The sequence below is a fragment of the Amycolatopsis sp. NPDC004772 genome (assembly GCF_053601215.1).
Genome location: NZ_JBSGBK010000020.1, coordinates 1 through 15,344, shown reverse-complemented (window position 1 = coordinate 15,344; position 15,344 = coordinate 1). Strand labels below are relative to the sequence as shown.

15 protein-coding genes are annotated in these 15,344 nt (G+C 73.1%); 12 read left to right on the top strand and 3 right to left on the bottom strand.

Annotated elements, in window-relative coordinates:
- The first annotated feature begins 13 nt into the window (after positions 1-13).
- The 6 genes from ACWEF6_RS14950 to ACWEF6_RS14925 all read left to right on the top strand — a co-directional run bounded on the left by ACWEF6_RS14950 (position 14) and on the right by ACWEF6_RS14925 (position 5,887).
- Complete coding sequence (locus ACWEF6_RS14950; RefSeq protein WP_449683431.1) at positions 14-886, top strand: TauD/TfdA dioxygenase family protein; 873 nt, start codon at positions 14-16, stop codon at positions 884-886.
- Between the two features lie 13 nt (positions 887-899).
- Positions 900-2,108 (top strand): cytochrome P450 family protein, encoded by a 1,209-nt coding sequence (locus ACWEF6_RS14945; protein WP_449683430.1) that lies wholly within the window; start codon positions 900-902, stop codon positions 2,106-2,108.
- Complete coding sequence (locus tag ACWEF6_RS14940) at positions 2,105-2,785, top strand: hypothetical protein (RefSeq protein ID WP_449683429.1); 681 nt, start codon at positions 2,105-2,107, stop codon at positions 2,783-2,785. Before ACWEF6_RS14945 ends, ACWEF6_RS14940 begins: the two co-directional genes overlap by 4 nt.
- Positions 2,786-2,787: 2 nt before the next feature.
- The gene (locus ACWEF6_RS14935; RefSeq protein WP_449683489.1) at positions 2,788-4,245 is read left to right on the top strand and encodes a serine hydrolase domain-containing protein; all 1,458 of its coding nucleotides are present in this window, start codon (positions 2,788-2,790) and stop codon (positions 4,243-4,245) included.
- On the top strand, positions 4,242-5,432 hold the full coding sequence (locus ACWEF6_RS14930; RefSeq protein ID WP_449683428.1) for a glycosyltransferase: 1,191 nt from the start codon (positions 4,242-4,244) through the stop codon (positions 5,430-5,432). Before ACWEF6_RS14935 ends, ACWEF6_RS14930 begins: the two co-directional genes overlap by 4 nt.
- Positions 5,433-5,509: 77 nt before the next feature.
- On the top strand, positions 5,510-5,887 hold the full coding sequence (locus ACWEF6_RS14925; protein ID WP_449683427.1) for a hypothetical protein: 378 nt from the start codon (positions 5,510-5,512) through the stop codon (positions 5,885-5,887).
- Between the two features lie 32 nt (positions 5,888-5,919).
- Here ACWEF6_RS14925 and ACWEF6_RS14920 read toward each other — a convergent pair whose 3' ends face one another.
- The gene (locus ACWEF6_RS14920; RefSeq protein WP_449683426.1) at positions 5,920-6,678 is read right to left on the bottom strand and encodes a FadR/GntR family transcriptional regulator; all 759 of its coding nucleotides are present in this window, start codon (positions 6,676-6,678) and stop codon (positions 5,920-5,922) included.
- A gap of 151 nt (positions 6,679-6,829) precedes the next feature.
- Here ACWEF6_RS14920 and ACWEF6_RS14915 point away from each other — a divergent pair, with 151 nt between their 5' ends.
- Genes ACWEF6_RS14915 through ACWEF6_RS14900 form a run of 4 tightly spaced genes read left to right on the top strand, consistent with a single transcriptional unit; the run spans position 6,830 to position 11,055 of the window.
- Positions 6,830-8,098, top strand: a complete 1,269-nt coding sequence (locus ACWEF6_RS14915) for an ABC transporter substrate-binding protein (protein WP_449683425.1) — start codon at positions 6,830-6,832, stop codon at positions 8,096-8,098.
- A gap of 5 nt (positions 8,099-8,103) precedes the next feature.
- On the top strand, positions 8,104-9,051 hold the full coding sequence (locus tag ACWEF6_RS14910) for a carbohydrate ABC transporter permease (protein WP_449683424.1): 948 nt from the start codon (positions 8,104-8,106) through the stop codon (positions 9,049-9,051).
- Positions 9,051-9,878: a carbohydrate ABC transporter permease gene (locus ACWEF6_RS14905; RefSeq protein WP_310969720.1), complete on the top strand. Its 828-nt coding sequence runs from the start codon at positions 9,051-9,053 to the stop codon at positions 9,876-9,878. Before ACWEF6_RS14910 ends, ACWEF6_RS14905 begins: the two co-directional genes overlap by 1 nt.
- Position 9,879: 1 nt before the next feature.
- Positions 9,880-11,055, top strand: coding sequence for a mandelate racemase/muconate lactonizing enzyme family protein (locus tag ACWEF6_RS14900; protein WP_449683423.1), 1,176 nt, complete (start codon positions 9,880-9,882; stop codon positions 11,053-11,055).
- 73 nt (positions 11,056-11,128) lie between these two features.
- Here ACWEF6_RS14900 and ACWEF6_RS14895 read toward each other — a convergent pair whose 3' ends face one another.
- On the bottom strand, positions 11,129-12,037 hold the full coding sequence (locus ACWEF6_RS14895; protein WP_449683422.1) for an SDR family NAD(P)-dependent oxidoreductase: 909 nt from the start codon (positions 12,035-12,037) through the stop codon (positions 11,129-11,131).
- Positions 12,038-12,167: 130 nt separating this feature from the next.
- Between ACWEF6_RS14895 and ACWEF6_RS14890 the strand changes: the two genes are divergently transcribed.
- Complete coding sequence (locus tag ACWEF6_RS14890) at positions 12,168-12,836, top strand: TetR family transcriptional regulator (protein ID WP_449683421.1); 669 nt, start codon at positions 12,168-12,170, stop codon at positions 12,834-12,836.
- 259 nt (positions 12,837-13,095) lie between these two features.
- Here the strand turns inward: ACWEF6_RS14890 and ACWEF6_RS14885 are convergent, their stop codons facing one another.
- Complete coding sequence (locus ACWEF6_RS14885; RefSeq protein WP_449683420.1) at positions 13,096-13,989, bottom strand: LysR family transcriptional regulator; 894 nt, start codon at positions 13,987-13,989, stop codon at positions 13,096-13,098.
- 84 nt (positions 13,990-14,073) lie between these two features.
- Between ACWEF6_RS14885 and ACWEF6_RS14880 the strand changes: the two genes are divergently transcribed.
- On the top strand, positions 14,074-15,264 hold the full coding sequence (locus ACWEF6_RS14880) for an MFS transporter (protein ID WP_449683419.1): 1,191 nt from the start codon (positions 14,074-14,076) through the stop codon (positions 15,262-15,264).
- The last annotated feature ends 80 nt before the right edge of the window (positions 15,265-15,344 follow it).

Here is a 15,344-nt window from a genome sequence, read left to right as displayed (position 1 = left end):
AGGAAAGGAAACCATGGAGCAGTACGAACTCGACGCCGTCAAGCGGATCACCACGCGGCCGGCGCGCGCCTACCGGACCCTGGCGGTGCGGGGCCTGACCCCGGTCATCGGCGCCGAAGTCACCGGCCTCGACCTGACCCGTGACCTGACCGACGAGCAGCTCACCGAGCTGAAGACGGCCTTCCTGGACCACCACGTCCTGGTGTTCCGCGACCAGGACATCTCGGTCGAGGACCACAAGCGCCTCGCCGCGGCCTTCGGCGAGCTGCGCCCGGTCAACCCGCCGCCCGAGCACGGCGACCCGTACATTCTCGAGGTCGCGACCGCGCCGGAGTCGGCCACTGTCTTCGGCAACGGCTGGCACGCCGACGGCACGGCCGACGAAGAGCCGTCGCTGGGCTCGATGCTCCACATCACGCGGATGCCCGAGCCGGGCAGCGGCGGTGACACGCTCTTCGCGAACATGCACCTGGCCTACGACATGCTGTCGCCGAAGCTGAAGGAACTCCTGACCGGGCTGACCGCGATCCACGACGGCGCGCACGCCTTCCGCGGCCACCAGATCCCGGACGGCTACGAGCCGCCGGTGAGCGAGCACCCGGTCGTCGTGCGGCACCCGGAAACCGACCGGCCGCTGCTGTACGTCAACCCCGCCTACACCTCGCGCATCCCGCAGTTGTCGGCCGACGAGAGCCAGGCCGTGCTCGACCTGTTGTTCTCGATCGTGCCGAACCGGCCGATGCTCGCCTGCCGGGTGCGGTGGGAGCCGGACACGCTGGTGTTCTGGGACAACCGCTGCGTCCAGCACCACGCGACCTACGACTACTACCCGCACACCCGCTTCGGCCACCGCGTCGCCATCAACGGCGGCCCGCTCAAAGGCTGAGAGGGAGCGCTCGATGTCGTCCGAACCCGTGGTGGACGTCCGCGATCCGGCCGTCCTCGACGACCCGATGCGCGGTTACGACCGCATCCTCGCCGCGGCACCGGTCTGCCGGGCCCGCCTGCCGAACGGCGAAGAGGGCTGGCTGGTCACCGGCAGCGCCGAAGTCCGCGCCGTGCTGGCGGATCCGGCCGTGCGCAACGACCCGGCGGGCCTGCCGGGCCAGGGCGCCCACACGCAGGAGGAGACGTTCCTCGCGCTGGGCACGCCGCGGGAACACCTGCCGTACCTGCGCGCGAGCCTGCTGAGCCTCGACGGCGCCGAACACACGCGGCTGCGGCGCAGCATCAGCCACGCGTTCGGCGCGGCGCGCGTCGCCACACTGCGCCCGCGGGTGCAGCAGATCGCCGGCGAACTGCTCGACGGGCTCGGCGAAACGGCGAACCTGCTCGACGAGTACGCCTACCCGCTGGCCATGGCGGTGGTGTGCGAGCTGGTCGGCGTGCCCGAGACGGACTGGGCGGACTGGTGGCGCTGGGGCAAGGTCCTCGTCGACGGCGACCCGGCGTCGATCACGCCGACGCTGACCGCGATGTTCGCCTACTGCCACGACCTGGTGGACCACCGCCGCGCCGAACCCCGGGACGACCTGCTCAGCGAAGTCGTCGCCCAGGACGACCTGACCGACGTCGACGCGGTGGCCCTGGTCGTGTTCCTGGTGCTGGCCGGCCACGAGACGATGGCGAACATGCTGGCCAACGCGGCGCTCGCGCTGATGCGCGACCCCGCCCAGCGGGACCTGCTGCGCGGCGAGCCGGAGCTGTGGCCGGCGGCGGTGCGCGAGCTGGTCCGCACGGACGGCCCGGTCCAGCTGGCCCGCTTGCGGTACGCGGCCACCGATCTGGAGGTCGGTGGCGTGCGGATCAAGGCGGGGGACGCGGTGCAGGCGGTGCTCGGCGCCGCCAACCGCGACCCGGCCCAGTTCGCGCACCCGCACACCGCGGACGTGCGGTGGCAGGCCGAGCACGGGGGCCGGGAAGGGAACGTCGGATTCGGCTGGGGGCCGCACTTCTGCCTCGGCGTGGCGCTGGCGAAGCTGGAGGCGGAGGTCGCGTTGCGGAGCCTGTTCGAGCGCTTCCCGGACGTCGAGCCGATCGGGGAAGAGGCGTGGGTACCGCTGCCGCGGGCCCGGCACCGGGTCGCCGTGGAGGTGCGGCTGCGGTGAACGCCCCGGACGTTTCGGTCATCCTGCCGTGCGCCGGGCTGGGAACGCGGTTCGGCGCGCCGTACGCGAAGGAACTGCACTGCCTGGCGCCCGGGGTCACCGTGCTCGACCGCAGCCTGGAGGCCGTGGTGGAGCTGGTGAAGAGCGGGCTCGGCGTGCGCGTGGTCGTCGTGATCGGGCCGCACAAGCTGGACACGGTGAAGTACCTGGCGCGCTACGCCGGCACCTTCCAGCTGGTCTTCGTCTACCAGGACGACGTGGCCGCGCCGGGGCTCGACGGGGCGATCCGGTGCGCCCTGCCGCTGACGTGCGGACCGGTGGCGCTGGTGCTGCCCGACATCGTCGTCAGCAGTGTGGAAAGCCTGCTCGGCGCGCTGCGGCAGACGGAGGTCGCGGGCTGGAGCGTGGTGGCCGCCGAAGAGCGGGATCCCGTGGTGCTGCGGCAGATGGGCGCGCTGACGGTGGCCGGCGGGGACGGCGTCGTGACCGTCGAGGCCGCCGCGGAGAAGCCGGCCGACCCGTCGGGCTTCAACGCGCTCTGGGGCATGGTGGCGGTCACCGCGGACCAGGCCCACCGGCTGCCGGACGTGGCGCGGCGGGACGCGGACAGCCCCCTGGCCGGGGCACGCGCCCTGATGGTGGCGCGGATCGTCAACTACAACACCACCGAGGGATGAGCATGCTCGACGACGTGATGGCGGCGCTGGAGACCGTCCTGCCCCGGCTGGCCGCGGTCACCGGCACGCCCGGCGTCGCCGTCGCGGTGGCGACGAGCGACGAGCTGCGGACGGCCGCGACCGGGTTCGCGGACCTGGCCGCGCGCACGCCGATGACCGCCGGGACGGTCGCGCCGGCGGGCTCGCTCACCAAACCCGTCACCGGCCTGGCGTTCCTGCAGCTCGTCGAGGCCGGGCTGGCCGGGCTGGACACGCCGGTCGACCAGGTGCTGCCCGCGGGACTTCGCGGCCCCGGCGCGGCGCCCGCCACCACCGCCATGCTGGCCGCCCACCAGGGCGGCTACACCAGCGACATCGTCACCGCGATCGCGCCCACCGCGCCGGCCGAGCCGATCCTCGGCTACGTCCGGCGCCGGCACGAGACCGGCCGCGCCGTCGAGTACGGCGGGGCGCGGCCGCTGATGACGGCGCCGGGGTCCTACTCGTACTCCAGCTTCGGCGTCGGCGTGCTCGGCGGGGTCGTCGAGCACCTGGCCGGTGAGCCGTACGCGGCCCGCGTCGCCCGGGAGGTGTTCGCGCCGGCCGGGATGGCGGACACGACCCTCGACGAGGGGAACACCGGCGGCGCCACCGGGTACGCGGCGTTCGGCGACTGGTGCGTGCCGAGCCCGCCGCTGCGCACCGCGGCCTCCCCGGGCGTCGGGATGCGCACCAGTGCCGCGGATTTCGCGCGGTTGCTGCAATCCCTGCTGCGCACCGCCCGGGGCGACCGCGGGCTGGTCGGCCCGGACTCGCTCGCGGCCATGGTGACGCCGCGGGCCGAGCGCCCGAGCCCGCACGGCGTCCGCTCGTTCTCCGGCCTGACCCTCGAACTCGCCGATCCGGCGCTGGGCGAGGACTGGTGGTGGGGGCACACCGCGGCGTTCCCGTGGGGTTTCTGGTGGGAAGCGCGGGTCTGGCCGCACCGCGACCTCGCCGCGGTCGCGGTGGGCAACCGGTGGGACATGGCCCGGTTCCACAACCCCGCGACGCGCAGCGCGCCCGGGCTGGCCGTCGAGTGGGCGGGCCGCTGGGCGGTGGCCGGCGCGCCGGCGAAACTCCCGGACATGGACGGGCGGCCGCGGTGGACCGGTCCCCGGCCCACGCCGGAGAGCTCCCACTGGATGGGCGTCCTGGTCGGCGAACGCACCCACGGCCTGCTCGCCGTGCCCGGCCCGCTGCCGGTGGCGGCGCTGGCCGCCGGCGCCCGTTCCCTGGGCGAGGGCGACTCCGAGGGCTGGGACGCCGACGCGTTCGGGCGCGGCGTGGAGCAGGCCCGCGCGGTGGCACCGGACCCGGCCGCGCTCGGGGCACTGGGCCAGGAGCTGGGCCCGGCGGCGGCGCTGTGGATGCTGGAGTGCGGGGCGGCGAGCGCCGACGTCACCATGCCGGTCGGCTTCTACGCCGGGGCGGCGCGGTGACGCGGGTCCTGCTGTCCACGTACGGCACGCGCGGCGACGTCGAACCGCTGGTGGCCCTCGCGGTCGAGCTGCGGGCGCTCGGCGCGGACGTGCGGATGGGCACCCCGCCGGACGCGGAGTTCGCGGACCGGCTGGCCGGTCTCGGGATCGAGCGGGTGCCGATCGGGCCGCCGGTGCGGGCGATGATGGGCGCGACGGCCGCCGAACTGACCCGGTACCGCACCGAGCTGCTCGAGACGCAGTTCGCCGTTCTCCCCGAGGCGGCCGAGGGCTGCGACGCACTGGTGGCGGCCGGCTTGGCGCAGGTCGCCGCGCGGTCGGTCGCCGAAGCCGCGGGCCGCCGCTACGTCTACGTGACGTATTCGGCGGTCAACCTGCCGTCGCCGCACCACGCGCCGCCGCCGCGGCCGGGCTGGCCGGAGCCGCCGGGGCTGGACAACCCGGCGCTCTGGGCGTTGGACGCCCAGCGGGTCGACGCGCAGTTCCGCGAGGCGCTCGACAGCCACCGGGCCGCGCTGGGCCTGCCGCCGGTGACCGGCGTCCGCGACCACGTCTACTCGGACCGGCCGTGGCTGGCGGCGGACCCGGTGCTCGGGGCAGCCACGCCGGATCTCGACGTGGTCCAGACCGGGGCGTGGACGTTGCCGGACGAGCGGCCGCTGCCGGCCGGGCTGGAGGAGTTCCTGGCGGCGGGGCCGCCGCCGGTCTACGTGGGCTTCGGCAGCATCACCCCGGCGCCGGACGTCGTCCGCTGGTCGGTGGCGGTCAGCCGCGCCCGCGGGTACCGGGTGCTCGTCTCGCGCGGCTGGGCCGGCCTGGCCGTGGACGGCTGTTTCGCCGTCGGCGACGTCAGCCACCAGCGCCTGTTCGGCCGGCTCGCGGCGGTGGTCCACCACGGCGGCGCGGGCACGACGCAGACGGCGGCCCGGGCGGGGGTGCCGCAGGTGGTGGTCCCGATCCGCCTGGCGGACAACCCGTACTGGGCGAGCCGGGTGGCGGCGCACGGGGTCGGCACGGCCCTCGAGGACCCGACGGCCGAGTCCCTCGCCGCGGCGTTCGACACGGCGCTGACCCCGGAGACCCGCGCCCGAGCGGCGGCCTTGGGAGCTCGGATCCACACCGACGGCGCCGCGGCGGCGGCCCGGTTGCTGCTCGACGAGCTCCGCGCGGTGCGGCCGATCGGGTGATTTCCGGGTTCCGGCCTCAACCGGCCGGGAGAGTCCGGAGTGGACGGTACGCCCGGTCGCCGACACCAGGAGGAAGCGTGCCGAAACTACTGACCCTTGCCGGAGCGGCGTTGCTCGCCGCCGTCGGGACCGTCGCCGTGGCCCCGGCCGCGTCGGCGCACGACGCCTACGCCGACGTCGTCAACTGCAGCTACCAGGGCGCGATCCGCTGCGGCTACGGAGGCGTGACGAACGGCCACACCCGCGTGTACGCCTGCGACACTTTCGGCGACGGCTACGGCTTCCGCACGGAGTGGCGCACCCGCAGCGGCGGCGGGGGCGGCGTGGACGACGCCAACGGCAGCAGCTCGGGCTGCAGCGCGAAGGTCCCGGGCACCTCGGCCAACCCGGTGACCATCTTCCGCGTCTGCCAGAAGACGCCGAACTGGCAGTGCTCGAACTGGCTGAACGCCTGACCGTCAGGGGAAGTTGACCGTCCACAAAGGAATCAGCGTTCCAGACGGCCGGGATCCCCGGATGCGGGACGGCGCGCCAGCCAGGCCTCGGTGATGTGGTCGAACATCGCCTGCGCCGCGCCGTCCCCATCCCCGGCCGCGATCCGTTCGTAGACGCGCCGGTGCCCCTTGTTCGACGCCACGCACAGCGCCCGCTCACTCGGACCCACGTACCGGGCCGTGTTCACGACCTGGCTCTCCAGCGCCCGCACCACTCCCCGCGCCAGCCGGTTGCCCGAGACCTGCATGATCGTGTCGTGGAAGGCGAGGTCCTGCTCGCGGTAGGCGGCGGGGTCGTCGACGAGCTCGTCCATGAGGTCCACCAGCTCGCCCAGCCGGGCGACCACCTCCGGGCCGGCGGTGCGCGCGGCGACCTGCGCCATGTCCGATTCGAGCAGGCGGCGCGTCACGACCAGGTCGTCGAGGACGGCCGAGGTCTCGTCCTCGGCGATCACCGCGGCCAGCACGAGTTCGTCGAGCATGTTCCACATCGACGCCGGGTTCACCACCGTGCCCGCGCCCTGGCGGACCTGGACCAGGCCCTTCGCCTGCAGCAGCTTCACCGCCTCGCGGACGACGGTCCGGCTCACCGAGAAGCTCTCGCACAGCACCGGTTCGGCCGGCAGCGACGTGCCGGGCGGGTGGATCCCGCGCACCACGCGGCCCACGAGTTCGGCGGTGACCGCGCTCGCCAGGTTCGCGGGGCGGCGCACCCACTCGGGGGCGGCGGGTTGCCGGTCTGATGCCGTCATCGTTCCTCCGGTCGCACTGCGCCGACCTTCGCCGTACGCAGGTGAAGCTTACACAGCGCGCCCGTTGACGTCATACGTCATACGAGTTACGTTTTGCCGCACCGTGCCGGGCCACTCCCCGTCCGGCCACCGTCTGGAGAAGTGAGCAGCGATGAAGCAGCGCACACTATTCTCGGCCGCCCTGGCTGCGGCATTGGCGTTGACCGCCGGGTGCGGAAGTGCCGCCGGCCCGGCCGCGCCGTCCGGCGACGCGAGCGGCAAGCTCGTGGTCTGGGACTGGAAATCCGGTGACGCCAAGGCCGCGGGGTACGTCGCGAAGGCCAAGGCCGAGTTCGCCAAGCAGCACCCCGGCGTCACCGTCGAGTTCGTCGCCCAGCCCTACGACCAGTACTACACCCTGCTCGGCGCGGCGATCCAGGCCAAGCGCGGGCCGGACGTCATGCTCTTCAACGGCGGCGGCCAGATCCGCGACCGGGTCGGCGACCTCGTCCCGCTGGACTCCTACGTCACCGACGACCGGTCGCGCCTGAGCGGCTGGGACGCCTTCGCCAAGGACGGCAAGGTCTACGCCGAACCGGTCACCCTGCAGGGCCACCCGGTGTACTACGACAAGGACCTGTACCAAAAGGCCGGGCTGAACCCCGACGCCCCGCCCCGGACCTGGGAGCAGTTCGTCGGCGACTGCGGCACGATCTCGGCCAAGACCGGCGCGAAGTGCCTGGCGCTGGGCAACAAGGAAGGCGCCGGGATCCAGTTCTTCTTGTCGGCGCTGGGTTCGGCGAGCCTGACGCCGCAGGAGTACACCGACTGGATCGCCGGCCAGCGCGACTGGACCGCACCGGACGTCAAGCGGATCTTCGAGCTCTGGAAGCAGGCCGGCGACACCGGCCTGAACACCGACGGCGCCAACTCCACCGCGATGTTCAACGACGCCTTCGCGCTCTTCCAGTCCGGCAAGGCCGCGAACGTCATCGGCCTGATGTCCGACGTCGGGCACTGGAAGGACTTCGCCGAGTTCCTCGGGGCGGACAAGGTCGGCGTGATGACCGCGCCGCAGGTCAACCCGGCCGCCACGCCGAGCCTCCCGTACGACGGCGGCATCGGCTACGCGGTCGCGAAGGGGACCAAGGACCCCAAGCTGGCCGCGGACCTGGTCCGGTCGCTGAGCTCGACCGAAGCCCTGAAGTCCTTCTACGCCGACAGCGGCGCGATCGCCGCCGACACCTCGATCGACGTCTCGGCGGCCGGACCGGCCGTGGCGAAGATCGTCGCGGAGGTCAAGACCGGCAAGCCGGCCCTGCACGTCGCCCTCTCCTCGAAGACGCTCGACCTGATGGGCCGGCTCTCGCAGCAGCTGCTGAGCGGGTCGGTCGGGGTCGACGACGTGCTGACGCAGCTGGCCGCGTCGGACAAGGGCTGAGGAGGGTGACCGGGTACTCCCCCGCTCCGGTGGTCCGGGCTCCGGCCCGGACCACCGGAGGACCGGCGCCGGCCCGGCGCGCCCCGCGCGGGACGCGGCTCGAGCGGTTCGCGCCGCTCGTGCTCGTCGCCCCGGCCGTACTGGTCGTCCTCCTGCTCCGGCTGTGGCCGCTGCTGCTCGGCGTCAACTTCTCCTTCACCGGGGACGGCGACCGCAACGGCACGGCGGTCGGCTTCGACAACTACGCGGCGCTGTTCGCCGACCCGCTGTTCCGCACCGCGCTGCGCAACGTCGGGCTGCTCGTGCTGCTGCTGCCGGTCGCCGTCGCCATCCCCGGCCTGCTCGCCACCTTCATCCACCTGAAGGTGCCGGGCCACCGCGTCTACCGCGGCGTCTACTTCTTCCCGGCGGTGCTGTCCCCGGTGATCGTCGGGGCGATCTTCAACCTGCTGCTGGCCTTCGACGGGCCGGTCAACGCCCTGCTCGGCCTGGTCGGCCTCGGCCCGGTGGACTGGCTCGGGAACCCGGACGTGGCGATCTTCGCCGTCGTCGGGGTGCACGTCTGGGCGACGTTCGGCATGGCGCTGGTCGTCTTCCTGGCCGGATTCTCCACTTTGGACGCTTCGCTGCTCGACGCGGCCAAAGTGGACGGTGCGTCGCTGCTGCAGACCATCCGGCACGTGATCGTCCCCGGCCTGTCCCGGACCATCCAGTTCGTCTTCGTCACCACCATGATCGGGATGCTGACCTCGATGTTCGGGCTGCTGTACGTGATGACCAGCGGCGGCCCGGCGGGCTCCACCTACCTGCCCGAGTACTACGTCTGGATCCAGCAGGGGCAGCTGAACCAGCCCGCGCTGGCCTCCGCGGCGTCCACTGTGCTGTTCCTGATCATGCTCGTGGTCGGGCTGGCCCAGATCGGCATCCTGCGCCGCGCCGGAAGGGAGGACTGATGTCCGGTTCCCGGCTCACCCGGTGGCTCGCCGCCGTCCCGATGGCCGCGCTGGCCCTGGCGACGATCTACCCCCTGGTGTTCACCGCGAACGTCGCCATGAAGGACCGCCGCGAGTACACCCTCGACCGGTTCGCCCCCGCCGGGTCGCTGCGCTGGGACAACATCGCCCGGGCGTGGACGAGCGTGGGGATGTCGCGGTACTTCCTCAACTCGGTCGTCGTCGTGGCGTGCTCGGTCGTGGTGCTGCTGCTGCTCGGGTCGATGGCCGGCTTCGCGCTGGGGCGCCTGCGCTTCCGCGGGTCGTCCGTGGTGTTCCTGGGCATCCTCGCCGCGTTGTTCGTGCCGTTCCAGGTGATCATGGTGCCGCTGGCGCGGATCATGGCGGGCACCGGGCTCATCGACACCTACCCGGGGCTGGTGCTGGCGTACGTAGCGCAGTTCCTGCCGTTCACGGTCTTCCTGATGACCAGCTTCTACTCGGCCGTGCCGGCGGAGATCGTCGACGCCGCCCGCGTCGACGGCACCACCCTCTACGGCGTCTACTGGCGGATCATGCTCCCGCTGGGGGCCCCGGCGCTGCTGTCGGTCGGGGTGCTCAACGCGCTCTTCTGCTGGAACGACGTCCTGATCTCCCTGCTACTGATGCCGTCCGCCGAGCACCGGACGCTCATGGTCGGGGTGACCGCGCTGCGCGGGCAGTACTCGGCCGACATCCCGACGTTCGCCGCCGGTGTCCTGATCGCCGCGGTGCCGGTGCTGCTCGTCTACCTGTTCCTGCAACGCCAGATCGCCGACGGGGTCACCGCCGGGTCCACGAAGGGATGAAATGCGCATCACTGCTTTCCGGGCCCTCACGACCGTGCAGGACTGGGGCCGCCCGATCGGCGACGCCAACGGCGTCCACGCGAGCGGTCTCGTCCGGATGCCGCTCGTCGTCGTCGAGACGGACGAGGGTGTCACCGGTGTCGGGCTGGGTTCACACGTGCAGGCGGAGACCGTCTTCGCCGCGATCGAGGGCGAAGACCCGCGCGGCGTGACGGCGCTCTACGACCGGATGCTGCGGCGGACGTTCAAGGCGGGGCACGCCGGCGCGGTGTTCGGCACCATCGGTGCCTTCGACACGGCGTTGTGGGACATCAAGGCGCAGCTGGCGGGCGAGCCGCTCTGGCGGCTGCTCGGCGGGCGGGACCGCCGCGTGCCCGCCTACGCCTCGGGTCTCGACATCGCCTTGGACGACGACGAGCTGGCCGCGCTGTACCGGACGTACGCCGGCCACGGCCTGCGCGCGGCGAAGCTCAAGGGCGGCTTGGACATCGACCGCGACCGGCGCCGGCTGACGCTGGTCCGCGACGTCCTCGCCGAGGCCGGCGGCGGCCGTCCGGGCCTGATGCTGGACGTCAACGAGAACTGGACGCGCAAGCAGGCGGTCCGGCACGTCGCCGAGCTGGAACGGACCCTCGACCTGACCTGGATCGAGGAGCCGGTGCGGCGCTGGGACGTCGACGGCCACTCGGCGGTCGGCCGCGGCATCCGCGCCTCAGTGGCGACCGGGGAGAACCTCACCGGGCTCGAACAGCACCGGCCCCTGATCGCGGCGGGAGCGGTCGACGTCGTCCAGACGGCGGCGGGCTGGGGCGTCACCCACTTCCTGCGGGTGGCAGCCCTGGCCCACGCCCACGACCTCCCGGTCAGCCCGATCGGGACCACCCCGATCGGCCTGGTCCACGCGGCGACGGCGGTGCCCAACCACCTGGTGACCGAGCTGCAGGACCTCCGCCCCCCGGTGGGCGTCACCCTGGACGTGGCGATCGGCGACGGAGCCTTCCTCCTCGGCGACGGCCCCGGCCTGGGCATCCATCTGGACGAGGCCGCGATCGCGGCCGCCGGGCACCGCCTCCCGGACCCGGCATCGGGTGGGTCCCACATCCGCCCGGACCGCGCGGGCTACCACCTGCTCCCGGCCTCGGGCAACGGCCACCGCACGTCAGTGGAACTCGCGTGATCGAAGGGTCGACACGGCGCCGGCGGCCGTGTCGTCGCCGGAATCACGCGTGTCGACCCTTTGGTCACGCCGCTCACCCGACCGGGAACTTGACGCCGGTCAGCTCCTCCGAAACCGTCCACAGCCGCTGCTGGATGCTCACGTCGTAGGACTGCGGGCTCGAGGTGACCACCTCCGGGCGGCCGCGGTAGCCGCCGAGGCCGGCCGGGCCGTAGTACTGGCCGCCCAGGGCTGCGGGGTCCGTTGCCGCGCGCAACGTCGGAAGCGCGCCGCGCTCGGAGCTCTGGGTGAACAGCGGGGCCACCACCGGGAAGAGCGCGCGCAGCACCGCCGGGGAGTTGCGCATCAGCTCCGTGCGGGCCACGCCCGGGTGCGCCGCGATCGACGTCGTCGTCCCGTGCGGGGCGAGGCGGCGCTGCAGCTCGTAGGCGAACATCAGGTTGGCCAGCTTGGCCTGCCCGTACGCCGCGACGCGGTCGTAGGAGTTCTCCCACTGCAGGTCGTCGAAGCGGATTCCGGCGCGGATGCGGTGGGCGATGCTGGCGACCGTCACCACCCGGGAGCCCTCGACCGGGAGCAGCAGGTCCAGCAGCAGGCCGGTCAGGGCGAAGTGCCCGAGGTGGTTCGTGCCGAACTGCAGCTCGAAGCCCTCCCGGGTGGTCTGGCGCGGCGGGTACATCACGCCGGCGTTGTTGATCAGCAGGTCGATCTTCGGCAGCGTGGCGTGCAGATCGGCGGCCGCGGCCCGGATCGACTCCTGCGACGCCAGGTCCAGCGCCTGCACGGCGACGTCGGCGTCCGCGCCGAGCCGGGCGGCCGCCTGCTTGCCCTTCTCGACGTCGCGGACGGCGAGCACCACCGTCGCGCCGCGCTCGGCCAGCACCTTCGCCGTGTCGAAGCCGAGGCCGGTGTTGGCGCCGGTGATCACGGCCACGCGGCCGCGCTGGCTGGGGACGTCGCGCTCGGTCCAGGTGTCGCTCATGGCAGTCCTCCTGCGTTCGCGGCCCTTGCGGACCGTCGGTCTGTTATGACTCCGACGTTAAGGAACCGTCGGTCTGTTGTCAAGAGACTGCCGGTCTCCAATTCGGCCGCGGGCGGGTTACGCTGATCTCATGACGTTCCAGCGGGCGCGCAGCGCGGAGCAGCGGGAGGAGCGGCGCCGCACCATCCTCGACACGGCGCTGAAGATGCTCGACGAGATGCCGGTGGCCGAGGTCAGCCTCAACGAGCTCAGCCGCCGGGTCGGCCTGGCCAAGTCGAACGTGTTGCGCTACTTCGAATCCCGTGAAGCCGTGCTGCTCGAACTGCTCGACCGCGCGCTGCGCGACTGGCTGGCCGAGGTGGCCGGCGAAGTGGCCGAAGGCGTCGACCCGGACCGCCCGGCGAAGGAGCGCGCCGAAGCGTTCGCCGCGGTGGTCGCCGGTTCGCTGGCCCGCCGCACGGTGCTGTGCGACCTGATCGGCGCGCAGGCGGGGGTGCTGGAGCACAACGTGTCCACCGACGTCGTGGTGCGGTTCAAGAGGTCCGCCCTCGGCGGGCTGGAGGAGATGGCCGAGCTGCTCGGCCGGTCTGTCCCCGAGGTCGGCACCGAGGCGGCCCCGGTGTGCCTCCTCGCCATGATCCTGGCCGGCGGGCTGTGGACGCACTGCCGCCCGTCCCCCAGCGCCCGCGCGGCCTACGAAGCGGACCCGGCACTGGCCGCGCTGCACCTGGATCTGGCGCCGGCCTTGCAGCACGGGCTGGCGCTGCTGATCACCGGCGCGATGGCCCGCAACGGCTGACGCGCCGGTCCGGACCTGTCGTCACAAGTGCCGTGAAACCTCCGCACGCCCGGGTGATAGACCACGAAACGCCCGCGCCGCACCACGGCGGTGCCCGGCCCGGCAAAGGAGTTCCGCCAAGTTCGTGCGTCGCTGCCTCGGAGCGCTCGGCGCCCTCGCCGTCGCCGTCGGTTCGGCCGTCGCGGCCCCCGCCGTCGCGGACGCGGCCGATTCCTGCTCCGCCTCCACCAACCGCGCCGTCCTCGGGGGCTACGGCGGGTCACATCCGCCCGGCCAGCTCGCCCGCCACCTCGACCGCGATCTCGCGTGTCCGGATCGCCAGCGGGGACTCCGTACGCCCGGCCGGCCAGTACACGGACAGCTCGCGCTCCGGTGACGGCGTCAGCCGGTGGAGGCTCAGCTGGTCGTCGGACCAGGCGTCCTGGCCGTGCAGCGCCAGCCACGGCAGCACCGCCCAGCCGATGCCCGCCCGGACCATCGACAGGATCGTCTCGTGGCCCGTCGTGCGGAAGACGAACCGGGGCTGCGCGCCGGCGCGGGCGAACGTGCGCTCCAGCCAGCGCTGGTGGTGGGTGGGCGGCCAGGCGACCATCGGCACGTCGTCGAGCCGCTTCACCCGCACCGGGCCGTCCGGCAGCGCGCCCGCGCCCGTCACCAGCAGGTAGGGCTCGTCGAACAGCGTGACGCGCTCGACGTCGCCGGCCACCGGGCCGTCGTGGAACAGCAGGTCGAGCTCGCCGATCCGTGGGTCGTCCGGCGTCACGTCGGACAGCCGGATGTCGCAGCCGGGGTGCTCGTCCAGCAGCCGGCGGATGACGGACGGCAGGATCAGGTTCGACACACTCTGGAAGGTGCCGATGTCGATGCGGCCGTGGCCGGCCCGGAACCGGTCGACGGCGTCGGTCAGCGCCTCGCCCTTCGCCAGCAGTTCGCGGCCGTGCGCCAGGACCACCTCGCCGAGCCGCGTGATCCGGACCGGCCTCGGCCCGCCCGGCCGGTCGAACACCGGGCCGCCGACGGCCTTCTCCAGCGCGGCGATCTGCTGGCTCACCGAGGATTGCGTGTAGCCGAGCCGGGCGGCCGCCTGGCCGAACGTGCCTTCTTCGGCGATCGCCGCCATGGTCCGCAGGTGACGCAGCTCGAAGTCGGCCATAACTCCCTAACATAGCCGAAGGCGATCGATTCAATCGGAATTCATCGCTTTTCGTGATGTCTCCGCGGATCTAGCGTGATTCCCATGACCACCACAGACACCCGGCAGGGACTCCCGAAACTCGTCTGGGCCCTGGCGGCCACGCACTTCGTCGGCCGCGCCGGGGGTGTCGTGCGGTCGTTCCTGGTGCTGTACCTGACGCAGGCGCAGCACCTCTCCGCCGCGAGCGCCGGGACGGTGGTCGCGGCGGTCGGCCTCGGCGACATCGGCTCCCAGCTGCTCGGCGGCTGGCTCGGCGACCGGATCGGCCGGCGCAACACCATGCTGGCCGGCTTCCTGGGCGCCGCCGCGGCGCTCACCGCGCTCGGCTCGGCGGACTCGCTGCCTGCGATCTGGACGGCCGCCGTCGCGGTCGGGCTGACACTCGAGCTGTTCCGCCCGGCCGGCTCGGCCGCGGTCGCCGATCTCCCCGCGTCGCAACGGATCCGCGCGTTCGGGATGCTCTACTGGGCGGCCAACCTCGGCTTCTCGGTCGCCACCGTCACCGCGGGTGTCCTCGCCCGGTACGGCTACGGGCTGCTGTTCTGGATCAACGTCCTGACCGCGCTGGCCGCGGCCCTGATCGTCTGGCGCCAGGTGCCGGAAACCCGTCCGCCGGGCTCGGTGCGGACGCGGCGGGCGCTGCTGCCCGTCGTGCTGCGCGACCGGTTGATGCTCGCGATGCTGGCGCTGTACGTCGGCTACTTCACGCTGTTCCTGCAGACGTTCACGACGTTGCCGCTGCTGATGGCGGCCCGCGGGCTCGGCCCCGCGGCCTACGGCGGCGTGCTGGCGCTGAACGGGATCGCCGTCGTGGTCCTCCAGCCGCCGGCGGTCCGGCTGCTCGCCGGCCGCAACGCCGCTGCGGTGTCGGCCGTCTCGATGCTCCTGGCCGGGCTCGGAGCCGGATGGGGCGCGGTCGGCCACAGCACCGCCGCCTTCGCCGGCTCGGTGGTGCTCTGGACGCTCGGCCAGATCGGGATCGCCGTCCGGTTCGGCGACACCTTCGCGAGCCTCGCGCCGGCCGAACTCCGCGGCGGCTACCTGGGTCTCGCCTCGACCTCCTGGAGCGTCGGCGCGGTACTCGGCCCGCTGGCCGGGACCGCAGTTCTCGACCTCGCCGGGGCCACCGTCCTCGGCGCGGCCTGCGCGATCGGCGGGATCGCGCTGTGCACCGTCCACATGGCGCTCGGGCCCGCCCTGCGCCGTCGAAACCCCGGAAAGGAATCTGAATGACCGTGTCAAGCCGCAGCGGTAGCGGGTTGTGGCGCGGTCGGTGTGAATGTCCGGCCGTCGCGCAGCAAGGCCCAGAGCAC